The 18,877-nt window shown below is 60.0% G+C and carries 15 protein-coding genes, 3 tRNA genes and 1 riboswitch; of the genes, 16 read left to right on the top strand and 2 right to left on the bottom strand.

The genetic code is table 11. From position 1 onward, the window contains the following. Window positions 1–221 precede the first annotated feature (221 nt). The 8 genes from argR (at window position 222) to astE (ending at window position 9,414) form a co-directional block, all read left to right on the top strand. Entirely contained in the window at window positions 222–1,202 is a 981-nt protein-coding gene (argR, locus tag AC1DXW_RS15475) for a transcriptional regulator ArgR (protein ID WP_477755903.1), read from the top strand. 332 nt (window positions 1,203–1,534) lie between these two features. Then, on the top strand, window positions 1,535–2,755 hold the full coding sequence (locus AC1DXW_RS15470; protein WP_150757856.1) for an aspartate aminotransferase family protein: 1,221 nt from the start codon (window positions 1,535–1,537) through the stop codon (window positions 2,753–2,755). Between the two features lie 195 nt (window positions 2,756–2,950). Further along, on the top strand, window positions 2,951–3,970 hold the full coding sequence (gene aruF, locus AC1DXW_RS15465) for an arginine/ornithine succinyltransferase subunit alpha (protein ID WP_110658821.1): 1,020 nt from the start codon (window positions 2,951–2,953) through the stop codon (window positions 3,968–3,970). A 70-nt stretch (window positions 3,971–4,040) separates the two neighbouring features. Continuing rightward, on the top strand, window positions 4,041–5,066 hold the full coding sequence (astA, locus tag AC1DXW_RS15460) for an arginine N-succinyltransferase (protein WP_477752854.1): 1,026 nt from the start codon (window positions 4,041–4,043) through the stop codon (window positions 5,064–5,066). Then, window positions 5,063–6,532 (top strand): succinylglutamate-semialdehyde dehydrogenase, encoded by a 1,470-nt coding sequence (gene astD, locus AC1DXW_RS15455; RefSeq protein ID WP_477760167.1) that lies wholly within the window; start codon window positions 5,063–5,065, stop codon window positions 6,530–6,532. Before astA ends, astD begins: the two co-directional genes overlap by 4 nt. A 163-nt stretch (window positions 6,533–6,695) precedes the next feature. Beyond that, window positions 6,696–8,042 (top strand): N-succinylarginine dihydrolase, encoded by a 1,347-nt coding sequence (gene astB, locus AC1DXW_RS15450; protein WP_477752853.1) that lies wholly within the window; start codon window positions 6,696–6,698, stop codon window positions 8,040–8,042. Window positions 8,043–8,103: 61 nt separating this feature from the next. Further along, window positions 8,104–8,391, top strand: coding sequence for a topoisomerase II (locus AC1DXW_RS15445; RefSeq protein ID WP_108215213.1), 288 nt, complete (start codon window positions 8,104–8,106; stop codon window positions 8,389–8,391). 12 nt (window positions 8,392–8,403) lie between these two features. Next, window positions 8,404–9,414, top strand: coding sequence for a succinylglutamate desuccinylase (gene astE, locus AC1DXW_RS15440; protein ID WP_477760165.1), 1,011 nt, complete (start codon window positions 8,404–8,406; stop codon window positions 9,412–9,414). Between the two features lie 169 nt (window positions 9,415–9,583). Here astE and AC1DXW_RS15435 read toward each other — a convergent pair whose 3' ends face one another. Then, a complete protein-coding gene (locus AC1DXW_RS15435; protein WP_477752851.1) occupies window positions 9,584–10,096 on the bottom strand; it encodes a 6,7-dimethyl-8-ribityllumazine synthase in 513 nt (170 codons plus the stop codon). A gap of 103 nt (window positions 10,097–10,199) precedes the next feature. Further along, a riboswitch (FMN riboswitch) is annotated at window positions 10,200–10,370 on the bottom strand. A 196-nt stretch (window positions 10,371–10,566) separates the two neighbouring features. Here AC1DXW_RS15435 and ltaE point away from each other — a divergent pair. The 7 genes from ltaE to AC1DXW_RS15400 all read left to right on the top strand — a co-directional run bounded on the left by ltaE (window position 10,567) and on the right by AC1DXW_RS15400 (window position 16,535). Further along, the gene (gene ltaE, locus AC1DXW_RS15430) at window positions 10,567–11,571 is read left to right on the top strand and encodes a low-specificity L-threonine aldolase (protein ID WP_477752850.1); all 1,005 of its coding nucleotides are present in this window, start codon (window positions 10,567–10,569) and stop codon (window positions 11,569–11,571) included. Between the two features lie 146 nt (window positions 11,572–11,717). Further along, the gene (alaS, locus tag AC1DXW_RS15425; protein WP_477760164.1) at window positions 11,718–14,339 is read left to right on the top strand and encodes an alanine--tRNA ligase; all 2,622 of its coding nucleotides are present in this window, start codon (window positions 11,718–11,720) and stop codon (window positions 14,337–14,339) included. A gap of 91 nt (window positions 14,340–14,430) precedes the next feature. Continuing rightward, on the top strand, window positions 14,431–15,672 hold the full coding sequence (locus AC1DXW_RS15420) for an aspartate kinase (RefSeq protein WP_007971040.1): 1,242 nt from the start codon (window positions 14,431–14,433) through the stop codon (window positions 15,670–15,672). 188 nt (window positions 15,673–15,860) lie between these two features. Beyond that, entirely contained in the window at window positions 15,861–16,049 is a 189-nt protein-coding gene (gene csrA, locus AC1DXW_RS15415) for a carbon storage regulator CsrA (protein ID WP_002554426.1), read from the top strand. Window positions 16,050–16,111: 62 nt separating this feature from the next. Beyond that, window positions 16,112–16,202: transfer RNA gene (locus AC1DXW_RS15410), tRNA-Ser, on the top strand. A 107-nt stretch (window positions 16,203–16,309) separates the two neighbouring features. Next, a tRNA-Arg gene (locus AC1DXW_RS15405) sits at window positions 16,310–16,386 on the top strand. Window positions 16,387–16,458: 72 nt separating this feature from the next. Then, window positions 16,459–16,535 (top strand) — tRNA-Arg (locus tag AC1DXW_RS15400). Window positions 16,536–16,554: 19 nt separating this feature from the next. On the opposite strand, the gene AC1DXW_RS15395 is transcribed toward AC1DXW_RS15400, so the two are convergent. Further along, window positions 16,555–17,073: a cell envelope protein SmpA gene (locus AC1DXW_RS15395; RefSeq protein ID WP_477752856.1), complete on the bottom strand. Its 519-nt coding sequence runs from the start codon at window positions 17,071–17,073 to the stop codon at window positions 16,555–16,557. A 320-nt stretch (window positions 17,074–17,393) separates the two neighbouring features. Here AC1DXW_RS15395 and mgtE point away from each other — a divergent pair, with 320 nt between their 5' ends. Continuing rightward, complete coding sequence (gene mgtE / locus AC1DXW_RS15390; RefSeq protein WP_477752848.1) at window positions 17,394–18,836, top strand: magnesium transporter; 1,443 nt, start codon at window positions 17,394–17,396, stop codon at window positions 18,834–18,836. The last annotated feature ends 41 nt before the right edge of the window (window positions 18,837–18,877 follow it).

The following is an 18,877-nucleotide window of genomic DNA, read 5'->3' as shown; positions in this document are numbered from 1 at the left end:
TAGGAGCTGTCGAGTGACGCGAGGCTGCGATCTTTTGATTTGAAAAATCAAGATCAAAAGATCGTCCGATCGCGGCCCGAGCCTTCGGCAGCTCCTACAGGGGGGCTCCGACAAGCCAGATCCCACATTTAGATCTGTGCTGGTTCTGAGATTTGCGTTCGTTTACGGGCTAGCATTGGCCCATGCCTTCATCACTGTTCTTCGCTTCGGATCGCTCGCCCATGACTGCCCATCGAATTGGTTTCCTGATTTGGCCCAGCACTAAAGCACTGACGCTTGCGCTGGCTGAGGAGGCCTTGCGTGTTGCCCAGCGTGTGCATCCGGACGTGGTTTACGAACTGTCATTCCTGCAGGCCGAACCGCGGACCGAAGGCGAATGGCAGTTGCCGGGTGAAGCGTGGACCGGCAAGCTCGAAAATTTCCAGAAGCTGTTCCTGCTCGCCGACGAGCCACCGACCGCACTGGCGCCGGCGCTCAGCAGTGCGCTTAAACAACTGGTGCGTGCCGGCTGCGTGATCGGCGGTCTGTCGGCCGGTGTTTATCCGCTGGCGCAATTAGGCTTGCTCGACGGTTATCGCGCGGCCGTGCATTGGCGCTGGCAGGACGATTTCGCCGAGCGTTTTCCGAAGGTCATCGCCACCAGTCACCTGTTCGACTGGGATCGCGATCGCCTGACGGCGTGCGGCGGCCTGTCGGTGCTCGACTTGTTGCTGGCGGTGCTGGCCCGTGACCATGGTGCGGAACTGGCCGGTGCGGTCTCCGAGGAACTGGTGGTCGAGCGCATTCGCGAGGGCGGCGAACGCCAGCGTATTCCGTTGCAGAACCGCCTCGGTTCCAGCCATCCGAAGCTCACACAAGCCGTGTTGCTCATGGAAGCCAACATCGAAGAGCCGCTGACCACCGACGAAATCGCCCAACACGTGTGCGTGTCCCGCAGGCAACTGGAGCGCATCTTCAAGCAATACCTCAACCGTGTGCCGAGCCAGTACTACCTGGAACTGCGCCTGAACAAGGCCCGGCAGATGTTGATGCAAACCAGCAAGTCGATCATCCAGATCGGCCTGTCGTGTGGCTTCTCCTCGGGGCCGCATTTCTCCAGCGCCTACCGCAACTTCTTCGGTGCCACGCCGCGGGAAGATCGCAACCAGCGGCGCAGCAGCAGCCCGTTCGAATTGTCGTCAGTGCCGGCCGAACGTAGCTAGTTGGCTGTAGGAGCGAGCCTGCTCGCGATAGCGGTAGGTCAGCTGGCACCCATGCAACTGAAATACCGCTATCGCGAGCAGGCTCGCTCCTACAGGGGGAGGTGGGCGAGCAGTAGATTTTTATCAGCACCGGCTAACTGCCTATAAACCGCCGCGCCAGTTAAACTGCGCCTTTGCGACCCTATATGTCGCATTGCCGTAAACCCGGGAAAATCCGGGGTTTGCGCTATAAGAAGTTGTCGCTTGGCGGCAAGGCCGGGCTGAAAACTGTCCTTACAATCCCCCCATCGCTCGCCAGTTTCAGGCGAGTGTTTTCTCTTCAGGAGACTCCGATGTCCGTTGAGCACGCTGCGGTACAACGCGCCGATTTCGATCAGGTTATGGTTCCCAACTACGCGCCTGCCGCATTCATTCCTGTGCGTGGCGCCGGTTCCCGCGTTTGGGACCAGTCCGGTCGCGAGCTGATCGACTTCGCCGGCGGGATTGCCGTTAACGTATTGGGCCACGCGCATCCGGCGCTGGTCGGTGCCTTGACCGAGCAGGCGAACAAGCTGTGGCACGTGTCCAACGTGTTCACCAATGAGCCGGCCCTGCGCCTGGCCCATAAGCTGGTCGATGCCACCTTTGCCGACCGCGCCTTTTTCTGCAACTCCGGCGCCGAAGCCAACGAGGCCGCTTTCAAGCTGGCCCGTCGCGTCGGCTTCGACCGCTTTGGCAGCGAGAAGTACGAAATCATCGCCGCGCTCAACAGTTTCCACGGCCGCACCCTGTTCACCGTGAACGTCGGTGGCCAGTCGAAGTACTCCGACGGTTTTGGTCCGAAAATCACCGGTATCACCCACGTGCCGTACAACGATCTGGCTGCGTTGAAAGCTGCCATTTCCGACAAGACTTGCGCCGTGGTGCTGGAGCCGATTCAGGGCGAAAGCGGTGTGATCCCGGCTGAACTGGAATACCTGCAAGGTGCCCGCGAACTCTGCACCGCGCACAACGCGCTGCTGATTTTCGACGAAGTGCAAACCGGCATGGGCCGTACCGGCCATCTGTTCGCCTACCAGCATTACGGCGTGATCCCGGACATCCTGACCAGCGCCAAGAGCCTGGGCGGTGGTTTCCCGATCGCGGCGATGCTGACCACCGACGACCTGGCCAAGCACCTGGTCGTCGGCACCCACGGCACCACTTACGGCGGCAACCCGCTGGCGTGTGCGGTCGCTGAAGCCGTGATCGACGTGATCAACACCCCTGAAGTACTGGCCGGCGTCAACGCCAAACACGACAAGTTCAAGGCGCGCCTTGAGCAGATCGGCGAGAAATACGGGCTGTTCACCAAGGTCCGCGGCATGGGCCTGTTGATCGGTTGCGTGCTGAGCGATGCCTGGAAAGGCAAGGCCAAGGACATCTTCAACGCCGCTGAGCAAGAAGGCCTGATGGTTCTGCAAGCCGGCCCGGACGTGGTGCGTTTCGCCCCAAGCCTGGTGGTGGAAGACGCCGATATCGATGCCGGTCTGGACCGCTTCGAGCGTGCCGCAGCAAAACTGACGCAAGCCTGATAGACCCTTCGACGCCTGACCTTTCAGGCGTCGAACCCAATTTTGCTGCCGGCCCCGCTTTTCTGTAGGAGCGAGCCTGCTCGCGATGGTGTGTCAGTCGACATCATTGTTGCTGATCCACCATCGCGAGCAGGCTCGCTCCTACAAGGGGCTGGCTTATTTTCCTCAAAGAGTTTTAGAAAAAGGAGTGACACCATGCTGGTGATGCGCCCCGCGCAAATGGCTGATCTGGGCGAGGTACAGCGTCTGGCTGCGGACAGCCCGATTGGTGTCACTTCCTTGCCGGATGACGTTGAACGCCTGAGCGACAAGATCGCGGCAAGCGAAGCCTCGTTCGCCGCCGAAGTGAGCTTCAATGGTGAGGAAAGCTATTTCTTCGTCCTTGAGGACTCCACTACCGGCAAGCTGGTCGGCTGTTCGGCAATCGTTGCTTCCGCCGGTTATTCCGAGCCGTTCTACAGCTTCCGCAACGAAACCTTCGTGCACGCTTCGCGCGAGCTGAAGATTCACAACAAGATCCACGTGCTCTCGCAGTGCCACGACCTGACCGGCAACAGTTTGCTGACCAGCTTCTACGTGCAGCGCGATCTGGTGGGTTCGCCGTGGTCGGAGCTCAACTCCCGTGGCCGTTTGCTGTTCGTGGCCAGCCATCCGGAGCGTTTTGCCGATTCCGTGGTGACCGAGATCGTCGGTTACAGCGATGAAAACGGCGACTCGCCATTCTGGGATGCCATCGGGCGCAACTTTTTCGACCTCAACTACGCTGAAGCCGAGCGTCTGTGCGGCCTGAAGAGCCGGACGTTCCTCGCCGAACTGATGCCGCATTACCCGATCTACGTGCCCCTGCTGCCGGACTCCGCTCAAGAAGCCATGGGCCAGGTACACCCGCGGGCGCAGATCACCTTCGACATCCTGATGCGCGAAGGCTTCGAAACCGATCACTACATCGATATCTTCGACGGCGGCCCGACGCTGCATGCCCGTGTCTCGGGGATCCGTTCGATCGCCCAGAGCCGTGTGGTGCCGGTGAAGATCGGCGAGCCGGTCAAAGGCGTCGGTCGCCAGTATCTGGTTGCCAATGCCCAGTTGCAGGACTACCGCGCGGTCATGCTCGAGCTTGACTACGCACCGGGTAAACCGGTGACCCTGGACCTGGAAGCAGCCGAAGCCCTGGGCGTCGGCGAGGGTGCCAGCGTGCGCCTGGTGGCGGTTTAACGTCGCAATTGATGCCTAGAAAGCAGCGAAGTTTCACGGGTGGCGCAAGCGGCCCGTTTGAGGAGATAGCATGATCGTTCGTCCCGTACGCAGCAGCGATTTACCCGCTCTGATCGACCTGGCCCGCAGCACCGGCACCGGCCTGACCACCTTGCCGGCCAACGAAGAGCGGCTGGCCCATCGGGTCGGCTGGGCCGAGAAGACCTTTCGCGGCGAAGCCGGGCGGGGCGACGCGGACTACCTGTTCGTGCTCGAAGACGACGACGCTCGCGTGGTGGGCATTTCCGCCATTGCCGGCGCCGTTGGCTTGCGTGAGCCTTGGTACAACTTCCGGGTCGGTCTGACGGTCAGCGCTTCGCAAGAGCTGAACATCTATCGTGAAATCCCGACGCTGTTCCTGGCCAACGACCTGACCGGCAACTCCGAGCTGTGCTCGCTGTTCCTGCACGCCGATTACCGCAGTGGCCTCAACGGTCGCATGCTGTCCAAGGCGCGGATGCTGTTCATCGCCGAGTTCCCGCAACTGTTCGGCAACAAGATCATTGCCGAAATGCGCGGTGTTTCCGACGAGGCCGGGCGTTCGCCGTTCTGGGAAAGCCTGGGCCGGCACTTCTTCAAGATGGAGTTCAGCCAGGCTGACTACCTGACCGGCGTGGGCAACAAGGCGTTCATTGCCGAACTGATGCCGAAATTTCCGCTGTACACCTGCTTCCTGTCGCCGGATGCGCGCAACGTGATCGGTCAGGTGCACCCGGACACCGAGCCGGCGCTGGCCATGCTCAAGAGCGAAGGTTTCAGCTACCAGGGCTACGTCGACATTTTCGACGCCGGCCCGGCCATCGAGTGCGAAACCGCCAAGATCCGCGCCGTGCGTGACAGCCAGGCGCTGGTGCTGGCCGTCGGCACGCCGGGTGACGACGCCACGCCATTCATCATTCACAACCGCAAGCGCGAGGACTGCCGGATCACTGCTGCGCCAGCACGTCTGGCCGCCGGCACCCTGGTGGTCGATCCGCAGACCGCCAAACGTCTTCAACTCAACGCTGGCGATCAAGTGCGCGCCGTGGCGTTGTCCGCAGCTCGGGAGTCGAAATAATGAAGTCGCTTTACATCGCAGGTGAATGGCTGGCAGGTGGGGGCGAAGCCTTCGAGTCGCTGAACCCGGTGACCCAGCAGGTGCTGTGGTCCGGCACCGGTGCCACCGCCGCTCAGGTTGAGTCGGCTGTGCAAGCGGCGCGTCAGGCGTTCCCGGGCTGGGCGCGGCGTACCCTGGAAGAACGTATTTCGGTGTTGGAAGCCTTTGCTGCTGCCCTGAAGACTCACGCGGACGAACTGGCTCATACCATCGGTGAAGAAACCGGCAAACCCCTGTGGGAAGCGGCGACTGAAGTCACCAGCATGGTCAACAAGATTGCCATCTCGGTGCAGAGCTACCGCGAACGTACCGGCGAGAAGAGCGGCCCGCTGGGCGACGCCACCGCTGTGCTGCGCCACAAACCACACGGTGTGGTGGCAGTGTTCGGTCCTTACAACTTCCCGGGTCACCTGCCGAACGGCCACATCGTGCCGGCACTGCTGGCCGGTAACAGCGTGCTGTTCAAGCCAAGCGAACTGACACCGAAAGTCGCCGAGTTGACGGTCAAGTGCTGGATCGAGGCCGGTCTGCCGGCCGGTGTATTGAATTTGCTGCAAGGCGCTCGCGAAACCGGTATCGCCCTGGCGGCGAACCCGGGCATCGACGGCCTGTTCTTCACCGGCTCCAGCCGCACCGGCAATCACCTGCACCAGCAATTCGCCGGTCGTCCGGACAAGATCCTGGCGCTGGAAATGGGCGGTAACAACCCGCTGGTGGTCGATCAGGTCGCGGACCTTGATGCCGCGGTGTACACCATTATTCAGTCGGCGTTCATCTCCGCCGGCCAGCGCTGCACCTGCGCCCGGCGCTTGCTGGTGCCACAAGGTGCCTGGGGCGACTCGCTGCTGGCGCGCCTGGTGGCGGTCAGCGCGACCCTCGCAGTCGGTGCCTTCGATCAGCAACCGGCGCCGTTCATGGGCTCGGTGGTTTCCCTTGGCGCGGCAAAAGCGTTGATGAATGCCCAGCAACACCTGCTGGCCAATGGCGCTGTGGCGCTGTTGGAAATGACGCAGCCTCAGGCTCAATCGGCCTTGCTGACCCCGGGCATTCTGGATGTGACCGCTGTCGCCGATCGACCTGACGAAGAGCTGTTCGGCCCGTTGCTGCAAGTGATCCGCTACGCTGATTTTGAAGCGGCGATCGTTGAAGCCAACGACACCGCCTACGGTCTGGCCGCTGGTCTGCTGTCGGACTCCGAAGCGCGTTACCAGCAATTCTGGCTGGAAAGCCGTGCCGGTATCGTCAACTGGAACAAACAACTGACCGGTGCCGCGAGCAGTGCACCGTTCGGCGGCGTCGGCGCCTCGGGCAACCATCGCGCCAGTGCCTATTACGCGGCGGATTACTGCGCGTACCCGGTGGCCTCGCTGGAAACGCCGAGTCTGATCATGCCCGCGTCCCTGACGCCAGGCGTGAAAATGGCGTGATGCCCAATCGCGAGCAGGCTCACTCCTACAGGATTTGTGTCTTACATAAAATGTGTGAACACCACCAAACCTGTAGGAGTGAGCCTGCTCGCGATGGCCGCAACGCGGTCTCAAAGAATAGTTACTGAAGCCTATAACAACAGATTCTCGTGGAGCCTCGCTGATGAAATCCTATGAAGTCAATTTTGACGGTCTAGTGGGGCCGACCCATAACTACGGCGGCCTGTCCTATGGCAACGTCGCGTCCCAGAGCAACAGCCAGCAGTCTTCCAACCCCAAGGAAGCGGCGCTGCAAGGCCTGGCAAAAATGAAAGCGCTGATGGAAATGGGTTTCCAGCAGGGCGTACTGGCACCGCAAGAGCGCCCGGATGTGGCCGCACTGCGTCGCCTGGGTTTTGGCGGCACCGATGCTGAAGTGATCGAGCGCGCTGCCAAAGACGCGATGCCGCTGCTGGTGGCCAGTTGCTCGGCCTCGAGCATGTGGGTGGCCAACGCCGCCACGGTCAGTCCGAGCGCCGACACTGCTGATGGCCGCGTGCATTTCACCGCCGCCAACCTCAACTGCAAATATCACCGCAGCATCGAACACCCGACCACCAGCCGCGTGCTGGGGGCGATGTTCGCTGACCAGAAACACTTTGCCCACCACGCTGCCTTGCCGGCCGTGGCGCAGTTCGGTGACGAAGGCGCGGCCAACCACACGCGTTTCTGCCGTGAATACGGCGAAGCCGGTGTCGAGTTCTTCGTGTTCGGCCGCAGCGCGTTCGACACCCGCTACCCGGCACCGCAGAAGTACCCGGCGCGCCAGACCCTCGAAGCGTCCCAAGCCGTTGCCCGTTTGCACGGCTTGAGCGATGACGGCGTGGTCTACGCCCAGCAGAACCCGTCGGTGATCGATCAGGGCGTGTTCCACAACGACGTGATTGCGGTCGGCAACGGCGAAGTGCTGTTCTATCACGAGGACGCGTTCCTCGAGACCGAGCAGATGCTTGCGGAACTGCAGAGCAAACTCGCCAAAGTCGGTGGGAAATTTCAGTCTGTCTGTGTTCCGCGTTCCGCGGTCAGCGTGGAAGACGCGGTTCGTTCCTACCTGTTCAATAGCCAACTGCTGTCGCGTCCTGATGGCTCCATGCTATTGATCGTGCCGGAAGAATGCCGTGGCAACGAGCGTGTCTGGCAGTATTTGCAGGGTTTGACCAGCTCCGGCGGCCTGATCCGCGAAGTGAAAGTCTTCGATCTCAAGCAGAGCATGCAGAACGGCGGTGGCCCGGCTTGCCTGAGGTTGCGCGTGGCACTCAACGAAACCGAGCTGGCGGCCGTCAATCAAGGGGTTATCATGACGGCGCCGCTGTACGGCACACTGACCGAATGGGTCGAGAAGCACTACCGCGACCGCATGACCGAAAACGATCTGGCGGACCCGCAATTGTTGCTTGAGTGCCGGACGGCACTGGATGAACTGACGCAAATCCTTAAACTGGGCGCGGTTTATCCATTCCAGATCAATTGATCGACGGCGCGCCGCCTTCTACGGCAGCGCGCTGCTTCATCTCAAACGAGAGCGTAAAGATATGAGCGATACCCTGCAGCTGATCCTTGAAGACACCGACGGCACGCAACTGGAGACTTCCTGCACCCGCGTCGCGGTCATGTGGCAAGGCAAAGAGCTGTGGATCCAGCAGGACGGCCGCGGCCAGTTGCTGATCGGTGTGGACGTCGAAGAAGGCGATGCCGAGTACGCCAACCTGCTGCTGCGCCCTTTGGCGACTAATCTGGTAAGTCTGCAACTGGAGATGGAACCTGCCGACCTCACCGACGAGGAACATGTTCACGGCCCGGATTGCAACCACGATCACTAAGGAAACCGCTCTATGCTCGCCCTCGGCAAACTGCTTGAACTGACCCTCGCCGGCCGTGAACCGGCGGAGAAGACTCAACTGACTGTCGAAGGCGTGCGCATGCGCTGGTTGAGCGAAGGTGCGCTGGAAGTCCGGCCACCTGAAGCGCGTGACAATGGCCTGGACCTGCTGCTGTCGGCGGGGATCCACGGCAATGAAACAGCGCCGATCGAGTTGCTCGATCGCCTGTTGCACGACATTGCCCGCGGCGACTTGAAGCCGCGCGCACGTATTCTGTTCCTGTTCGGCAACCCAGAGGCGATTCGCAAGGGCGAGCGTTTCGTCGAGCAGGACGTCAATCGGCTGTTCAATGGCCGTCATGAACAAAGCAGTGGCTCCGAAGCCTTGCGTGCTTGTGAGCTGGAGCGGTTGGCGGCGAGTTTCTTCAGTCTGCCTGATCGTCAGCGCCTGCATTACGACCTGCACACGGCCATTCGTGGCTCGAAAATCGAGCAGTTCGCCTTGTACCCATGGAAAGAAGACCGTCAGCATTCGCGTCAGGAACTGGCACGCCTGCGCGCCGCCGGCATGGAAGCGGTGTTGCTGCAGAACAAGCCGTCCATCGTGTTCAGCGCCTACACCTACGACAAGCTCGGTGCCGAGGCTTTCACCCTGGAGCTCGGCAAGGCGCGGCCATTCGGGCAGAACGCCGGGGTCAATGTCTCGCTGCTGGAGGCGCGCCTCAAGCAGATCATCGAAGGCACCGAGCCGGAATTGACTGACGAAGCACTGGACGGTTTGCAGCTGTACAGCGTGGCACGGGAAATCATCAAGCACAGCGACAGCTTCCGCCTGAACCTGCCGGCGGACATCGAGAACTTTTCGGAGCTGGAAGTGGGTTATCTGCTGGCGGAAGACATCGCCAACACCCGCTGGATCATCGAGGAGGAGGGCGCCCGGATCATCTTCCCGAACCCCAAGGTGAAGAACGGTTTGCGTGCCGGCATCCTGGTCGTGCCGACCACCGACGAGAACCTGGCCTGACCACAAGCTGAAGCCAGACATAAAAACCCCTGTGGGAGCGAGCTTGCTCGCGATAGCGGACTTTCAGTCGATGAATTTGTTGACTGAAACACCGCTATCGCGAGCAAGCTCGCTCCCACAGTTGATTTGGGTGACGCCAGAAACATCACCCGGATCGCAGGATTTGTGTTTAGACGGCTAGCGCGCGTGGCTCGGTGCGGCGCAATGCGCGGATCTTGTGCAGCGTATCGGCACACGTCTTTGCCGCTTCCTGGCCTTTGTGCACGAAGTGATCGAAGAAGAACTTGTGATGCAGTTCTTCGCCGGCATGGAAGTGGTGCGGGGTCAGGGACACCGAGAACACCGGCACTTCGGTTTCCAGTTGCACCTGCATCAGGCCGCTGACCACCGACTGGGCGACGAACTCGTGACGGTAGATCCCGCCGTCCACCACCAGGGCTGCCGCGACGATGCCGGCATAACGACCGGTCTTGGCCAGCAACTTGGCGTGCAGGGGCATTTCAAAGGCGCCGCCGACTTCGAAGAAGTCGATGTCGGATTCCTGATAACCCTGGGCAATCATTTCGGCGACGAAGCCTTTACGGCTCTGATCGACAATATCCTTGTGCCAGCAGGCCTGGATGAACGCAACGCGCTCGCCGTGATGGTTTTTGGCTTTGCTGTCAATTGCGGTGGGTTGCATGTTCTGACTCCTGTTTGTGTGAAAAACAGGGCGTTATGAATCGAAGGGGATTTGAGGGTACGCACGCTCGCACGAATGCCGGCGGACGGCCCTTTGTTGTCAATCCCGTTCTCTCTTCATCCGGACTATGACCGTCGGCCCCGGGATCACACCGGGTCTGCTGACCTTGCTGCCAGGCACCGCCGAAGCCGTGCTGTCACCAAGCGCTCGCGGGCTATGCGCATTGTGCGCAATTACCGCCGGTGGGGAGTTGCACCCCGCCCTGAGAACGTTTTTGCCGCCCAAATGTTTGGCGGCGCAGCGTTTTTATCACATATTTGCGGTATGCGCATGGCCCCTTTTGGATGATTGTCATCGACTTTTCCGTTGGATTAATCGGCCTTTTCCTACGCAAGGGTTGATTAATCGTCGCCATGCCCGCAGTAATTCTTTCCTGAAAGGGATTTCCCCTGCTTACCGAGGCCGGATTCATGAGCGTTATCGATCTTCGCAGCGACACCGTCACCCAACCTTGCGCCGGCATGCTCGACGCGATGACCACTGCGGCCACCGGTGACGACGTGTATGGCGAAGATCCGACGGTCAATCGTCTGGAAGCTGAATTGGCAAAGCGGCTGGGTTTTGCCGCGGCGCTGTTCGTGCCAACCGGGACCATGAGCAATCTGCTGGGTTTGATGGCCCACTGCGAACGCGGTGACGAGTACATCGTCGGCCAGCAGGCTCACACCTATAAGTACGAAGGCGGCGGTGCGGCGGTGCTCGGTTCGATCCAGCCGCAACCGCTGGAAGTGCAGGCCGACGGTTCGCTGGACCTGACCCACGTCGCCGCAGCGATCAAACCGGACGACTTCCACTTTGCGCGTACCCGCTTGCTGGCGCTGGAAAACACCATGCAAGGCAAGGTCCTGCCGCTGGAGTACCTGGCGCGGGCGCGCAGTTTTACCCGCGAAAACGGTTTGCAGCTGCATCTGGATGGGGCTCGCCTGTACAACGCTGCGGTCAAGCTGGGTGTCGATGCCCGGGAAATCACCCAGTATTTCGATTCCGTCTCGGTGTGCCTGTCCAAAGGGTTGGGCGCCCCGGTCGGTTCGGTGCTGTGCGGCTCGGCCGAGCTGATCGGCAAGGCCCGGCGCCTGCGCAAGATGGTCGGTGGCGGCATGCGTCAGGCCGGGATTCTGGCGGCGGCAGGCCTGTACGCGCTGGATCACAACGTTCAGCGCCTGGCCGATGACCACGCCAACGCGCAATACCTGGCCGAAGGCCTGCGGGCGGCGGGTTTCGAAGTCGAACCGGTGCAGACCAACATGGTTTACGTGCAGATGGGCGACCAGGCCGAGGCCATCAAGGCCTTTGCCGCCGAGCGCGGGATCAAGCTCAGTGCCGCCGCGCGTCTGCGTATGGTCACGCACATGGACGTCAGCCGTGCGCAAATCGAGCAAGTCGTCGCGACATTCGTCGGCTTTTCGCGCAAGTGATAGCGTTAGCGCTCCAATTGAGCGTTTCTATCGTATAAACACGCTGTACCCCGCGCGCTGGGCCGATATAATGCGGCCCTTTGCCGTCGCTTCGTCTGTTGACGTTTCGAACAGGCCTTTGGCCGCAGCCTCCGTGGAAGAACCTAATGAAAAGCGCAGAAATCCGTGAAGCCTTCCTTCGCTTCTTCGAAGAGCAAGGCCACACCCGTGTAGCCTCCAGCTCTTTGATTCCGGGCAACGACCCAACCCTGCTGTTCACTAACGCGGGGATGAACCAGTTCAAGGACTGCTTCCTGGGCCAGGAAAAACGCGCGTACACCCGCGCGGTCAGCAGCCAGAAATGCGTGCGCGCCGGCGGCAAGCACAACGACCTGGAAAACGTCGGTTATACCGCCCGTCACCACACCTTCTTCGAAATGCTGGGTAACTTCAGCTTCGGCGATTACTTCAAGCGTGATGCCATCACCTACGCCTGGAACTTCCTGACGTCCGACAAGTGGCTGAACCTGCCGAAGGAAAAGCTCTGGGTCACCGTCTACGCCAGCGATGACGAGGCGTACGACATCTGGACCAAGGAAATCGGCGTTCCGGCCGAGCGCATGGTGCGCATCGGCGACAACAAGGGCGCGCCGTACGCCTCCGACAACTTCTGGACCATGGGCGATACCGGCCCGTGCGGTCCTTGCACCGAGATTTTCTACGATCACGGCGCCGACATCTGGGGCGGCCCACCGGGCTCGCCGGAAGAAGACGGCGACCGCTACATCGAAATCTGGAACAACGTGTTCATGCAGTTCAACCGCACCGCCGATGGCGTGTTGCACCCGCTGCCAGCGCCGTCGGTCGACACCGGCATGGGCCTGGAGCGGATCAGTGCCGTGCTGCAGCACGTTCACTCGAACTATGAAATCGACCTGTTTCAGAGCTTGCTGACCGCTTCGGCCAAGGCCATTGGTTGCACCAATGACGCCCAGGCTTCGCTGAAAGTGGTGGCTGACCACATCCGTTCCTGCGGTTTCCTGATCGCCGACGGCGTGCTGCCGTCCAACGAAGGCCGCGGTTACGTGCTGCGCCGGATCATCCGTCGCGCCTGCCGTCACGGTAACAAATTGGGCGCCAAGGGCAGCTTCTTCTACCAGATCGTCGCAGCCCTGGTTGCCGAGATGGGCGAAGCTTTCCCGGAACTGAAATCCCAGCAGGCGCACATCGAACGCGTGCTGAAGGCCGAAGAAGAGCAATTCGCCAAGACCCTGGAGCAGGGCCTGAAGATCCTCGAGCAGGATCTGGCTGACCTCAAAGGCGACGTGGTGCCGGGCGACGTGGTGTTCAAACTCTACGACACCTACGGTTTCCCGATGGACCTGACCGGCGACATCGCTCGCGAGCGCAGCCTGACCATCGACGAAGAAGGTTTCGAGCGTGAAATGGAAGCCCAGCGCGTTCGTGCCCGTTCCGCCAGCTCCTTCGGCATGGACTACAACAGCCTGGTCAAGGTTGACGTGGCCACCGAGTTCACCGGTTACATCGCTCACAGCGGTTCCGCCAAAATCGTTGCGCTGTATAAAGATGGCCAGTCGGTCGACGTATTGAGCGAAGGCGATGAGGGCGTGATCGTTCTCGACAAGACGCCGTTCTACGCCGAGTCCGGTGGCCAGATCGGTGATTGCGGTTACCTGCAGGCGGGCAGCGCGCGTTTCGACGTGCGTGACACCACCAAGACCGGCGGTGCATTCCTGCACCACGGTATCCTGGATTCGGGTAGCCTGATCGTCGGTGCGCCGGTCGAGACCCACGTTGACGCCGAGGTGCGTCACGCCACGTCGTTGAACCACTCAGCGACTCACTTGCTGCACGCTGCATTGCGCCAGGTGCTGGGCGATCACGTTCAACAGAAAGGCTCGTTGGTCGACAGTCAGCGCCTGCGCTTCGACTTCAGTCACTTCGAAGCCATCAAGCCTGAGCAGATCAAGGCGCTGGAAGACATCGTCAACGCCGAGATTCGCAAGAACTCTGCCGTTGAAACCGAAGAGACCGATATCGAAACCGCCAAGCAAAAAGGCGCCATGGCGCTGTTCGGCGAGAAATACGGCGACAACGTGCGTGTACTGAGCATGGGCGATTTCTCCGTCGAGCTGTGCGGCGGTATCCACGCCAGCCGTACCGGCGACATCGGCCTGCTGAAAATCATCAGCGAAGGCGGTGTGGCATCGGGTGTGCGTCGTATCGAAGCCGTTACCGGTGCGCAAGCGCTGGCTTACTTGAACGCGGCGGAAGAACAACTCAAGGAAGCGGCCAGCCTGGTCAAGGGCAGCCGCGACAACCTGATCGACAAGCTGTCGGCTGTGCTGGAGCGCAACCGTCTGCTGGAGAAGCAACTCGAGCAGTTGCAGGCCAAGGCTGCCAGTGCCGCGGGCGACGATCTGTCGGCCCAGGCGCTGGACGTCAAGGACGTGAAAGTGCTGGCCGTGCGTCTGGACGGTCAGGATGGCAAGGCGCTGCTGGCGCTGGTCGATCAACTGAAAAACAAACTCGGCCGCGCAGTGATCCTGCTCGGCAGTGTCCATGAGGAAAAGGTCGTTCTGGTTGCAGGCGTAACCAAAGACCTGACTGGCCAACTCAAAGCCGGTGATTTGATGAAGCAAGCCGCTGCGGCAGTGGGCGGGAAGGGCGGTGGTCGTCCAGACATGGCGCAAGGCGGCGGTACCGACGCTGGCGCACTGGATGCGGCACTGGCCCTGACCGTTCCGTTTGTAGAGCAGGGTCTATAAGGCAGTACTTGCGGCCCGCAGTCTAGTGGTGGGCGGCAATACTGTTCGAGTGATTATTTGGGCGCCCTTCATGGGCAGAGGCGGCTTTGAAATGGCTTTGATCGTACAGAAATTTGGAGGCACCTCGGTCGGCACCGTCGAGAGAATCGAGCAGGTCGCCGACAAGGTTAAGAAATTCCGCGATGCCGGCGATGACCTGGTGGTTGTGCTGTCTGCAATGAGCGGCGAAACCAACCGTCTGATCGATCTGGCCAAGCAAATCAGTGGCGACGGCCAACCGGTTCCGCGCGAGCTGGACGTGATCGTTTCCACCGGTGAGCAGGTGACGATTGCCCTGTTGGCCATGGCGCTGATCAAGCGCGGCGTGCCGGCGGTGTCGTACACCGGCAACCAGGTGCGGATTCTGACGGATAGCGCACACAATAAAGCGCGTATCCTGCAGATCGATGACCAGAAGATTCGCGGTGACCTGAAGGCGGGTCGTGTGGTGGTTGTCGCCGGTTTCCAGGGCGTCGACGAGCACGGCAACATCACCACCCTCGGTCGTGGCGGTTCCGACACCACCGGCGTGGCGCTGGCGGCAGCCCTGAAGGCTGACGAATGCCAGATCTACACCGACGTCGACGGTGTCTACACCACCGACCCGCGTGTGGTGTCCGTGGCTCAGCGCCTGGACAAGATCACCTTCGAAGAGATGCTGGAAATGGCCAGCCTCGGTTCCAAGGTGTTGCAGATCCGCGCGGTCGAGTTCGCCGGCAAGTACAACGTTCCGCTGCGCGTACTGCACAGCTTCAAGGAGGGTCCGGGCACCCTCATTACTATTGATGAAGAGGAAACCATGGAACAGCCGATCATTTCCGGTATCGCTTTCAACCGCGATGAAGCCAAGCTGACCATCCGTGGCGTGCCAGACATCCCGGGCGTTGCCTTCAAGATTCTCGGCCCGATCAGTGCCGCGAACATTGAAGTCGACATGATCGTGCAGAACGTCGCGCACGATAACACCACCGACTTCACCTTCACCGTGCACCGTAACGACTACCAGGCGGCGCAGGCCGTGCTGGAAAAAACCGCTGGCGAGCTGGGTGCCCGTGAAGTCGTGGGCGACACCAAGATCGCCAAGGTGTCGATCGTCGGCGTTGGCATGCGTTCTCACGCAGGCGTGGCCAGCCGCATGTTCGAATCCCTGGCCAAGGAAAGCATCAACATCCAGATGATCTCGACCTCGGAAATCAAAGTTTCCGTAGTGATTGAAGAGAAGTACCTGGAACTGGCTGTGCGCGCTCTGCACACGGCTTTCGAACTGGACGCACCGGCCCGCCAGGGCGAGTGATGCGTTTGCCAAAAGGCGCGGTCTGACCGCGCCTTTTGTTTTTTTGAATGGCGTGACCCCCGAGCCTGTTCTTTTGCTCGCGCTAGTCAATACTCAGGCATGTAGGGCTGCGACCGCTCCGGTTGTGGGTCGAGTGCCTTTTTTTTGCAGACTGTTGTCCCTGAAATGTAATGCGTGAGGAGAAAGGTATGCTGATTCTGACTCGTCGGTGCGCAGAAAGCCTGATTATCGGTGATGGCGAAATCACCGTGACCGTGCTCGGCGTCAAAGGAAATCAAGTGCGCATCGGTGTTAATGCCCCCAAAGAGGTGGCTGTTCACCGGGAGGAAATTTACCTGCGTATCAAGAAAGAGAAGGACGAAGAACCAAGCCATTAATTTTTATCGTTTTTTATGTTTGCAAACGGGGAAGAAGCTGGTTAATATACGCCCCGTGTTGCGGAGAGCTGGCCGAGTGGCCGAAGGCGCTCCCCTGCTAAGGGAGTACACCTCAAAAGGGTGTCGGGGGTTCGAATCCCCCGTTCTCCGCCATTATTTGCGTAGTACGTTGTAATCTGGCTTTTTCGGTAAGTTGTTGAAATTACTAAAAAAAGTGTTTGACATAGAGATTAGACGGCCTATAATGCGCGGCAACAAATGCACTCGTAGCTCAGCTGGATAGAGTACTCGGCTACGAACCGAGCGGTCACAGGTTCGAATCCTGTCGAGTGCACCATTTAAGAGTTAGTTGCAGTAATGCAAGTAACTTGGTTTCAACCAGTTGTGGTCTGGTCTAAAAACACAAATTGCACTCGTAGCTCAGCTGGATAGAGTACTCGGCTACGAACCGAGCGGTCACAGGTTCGAATCCTGTCGAGTGCACCATACAACAGAAAGCCCGCATTTAATGCGGGCTTTTTGCCGTCCGGGATTTGGCTTTTCCTTTCGTGCATCCCCTCTCGTCGAACTCCACCTGTGCACTGCGACCTCGCAGGGTGTCGTAACGGTAGCTCGTAGCTGAATTGCGAATACTGATCTTGTCCGGCTTGCCGAGGGCGCTTTCGACGTCTTGCTGGCTCATGCCGGCGACCACTCGCTGATTGATGATTGCTTCACGGCGCTCCCTGGCACTGATCAGGTTTCCGCACTTGTCCTGCGCCTGACCGACCACGGTCGGGTCTTTCCTTTGGATTTTCATTCCTGATGTTTCACGGGGTTCGGCTGGTGGCATAAGCGCCATCGTGCTGCCGGGTGTAAAGGCACGTACGTCCTGAAGTGAAACGCTTTCTCCCGTGGCACAACCCAGTGTGGTGAAGGTAATGCGCCCATTGGCCGCCTCGCAGCGCTGAACGGTGGTGGCGAGCGCCAGGGGTAGGGGGCTGAGCAGGCCGAGCAGTAATAAGAATTGTGCAACTGATGGCATCAGGCATCCTCCATGACGTTCCTTTTCAAGGGTAGCGGCTACAATTTTCGAGGGGGGTGTGTTTTCTTTTCGGAATGCGTCGTCGCATTTTTGTGGATCAGGACGATGCTCAGGTTTGTTGTGCAAGCGCTTGTTTCAGCCAAGATTTTTTAACGTTTAAAGCCGTCAGGCGGTGTATCATTGCGCCCGTCAGCCCCGCCGGGGCTTGTGGAATACCTCCATGGACTTACCCAGTAGTTACTCAGTACCCCGTTTTACCAATCATGAATTGACTGATTGATCCTTCCGGCGTGCCCCGCTGCTGGGAGTGGAGTTCGCCTATGTCCGATGTTGAAGTAAAGAAAACGCAGGAAAGCTTGCAGGATCGCCTGGCTCAGGTGGTTGAGTTGCTGCAGCGCCAGCGAGTGGTAGAAGACCTGACTCACCGCCAGGAAGGCCCGCATCATGACCGGGTCGAGAACCTGGTCCACCGGCAGAACCTTGTCGAGTTGCAACGCAAGCTCGATGACCTGCACTCCGCCGACGTCGCCTATATCCTTGAAGCCTTGCCGCTGGACGATCGTCTGACGCTCTGGCAACTGGTCAAGGCCGATCGCGACGGCGACATCCTTCTTGAAGTATCCGATTCGGTCCGTGAATCGCTGATCGCCGACATGGACGATCACGAGCTCCTGGCGGCCGCCAAGGACATGGATGCCGACGAACTCGCTGACCTGGCCTCCGAGCTGCCGCGAGACGTCGTCCATGAGCTCATGGAGACCCTCGACCAGCAACAACGCGAGCGTGTGCGTTCGGCTCTGTCCTACGACGAGGAGCAGGTCGGTGCGCTGATGGACTTCGAGATGGTGACCATCCGCGAGGATGTCAGCCTCGAAGTGGTCTTGCGTTATCTGCGCCGTCTCAAGGAGTTGCCGGGCCATACCGACAAGCTGTTCGTGGTCGACTACGGCGGCGTCCTCAAGGGCGTGTTGCCGATCAAGCGTTTGCTGGTCAACGATCCGGACAAACAGGTTTCCGAGGTGATGGCCAGCGATCCGGTGAGCTTCCACCCGGACGAAGACGCCTACGATGCGGCCCAGGCCTTCGAGCGTTACGACTTGATCTCCGCGCCTGTGGTCGACAAGAACGGCAAGCTGATCGGCCGTCTGACCATCGATGAAATGGTCGACCTGATCCGTGAAGAGAGCGAAAGCGAAGTTCTCAACATGGCGGGTCTGCGTGAAGAAGAAGACATTTTTGCGTCGGTCTGGAAGTCCCTGCGTAACCGTTGGGCCTGGCTGGCGATCAACCTGATTACCGCGTTCGTGGCTTCTCGGGTCATCGGTTTGTTTGAAGGTTCGATCGAGAAGCTCGTGGCGCTTGCGGCTTTGATGCCGATCGTGGCGGGGATCGGTGGTAACTCGGGTAACCAGACCATCACCATGATTGTTCGGGCCATGGCGCTGGACCAGGTGAGCACCGGCAATACCTCGCGCCTGATGCGCAAGGAATTGGCCGTCGCGTTGATCAACGGCGTGATCTGGGGCGGGGTGATTGGTGTGGTTGCCTACCTGCTCTATGGCAGTTGGTCATTGGGCGTGGTGATGACCGCCGCGATGACGCTCAACCTGTTGCTGGCGGCGTTGATGGGGGTCTTGATTCCGATGACCCTGGCGAAGATGGGGCGTGATCCTGCAATGGGTGCCAGTGTGATGATTACTGCCGTGACCGACAGCGGCGGCTTTTTCATCTTCCTGGGGCTTGCGACAATCTTCCTGCTCTAAAGTCCGTTTCACTAAAACCCGCCGTCAGGCGGGTTTTTTGT

This window comes from Pseudomonas sp. P4_C4 (assembly GCF_056402055.1).
This window is presented reverse-complemented; position numbering and strand designations above follow the sequence as displayed.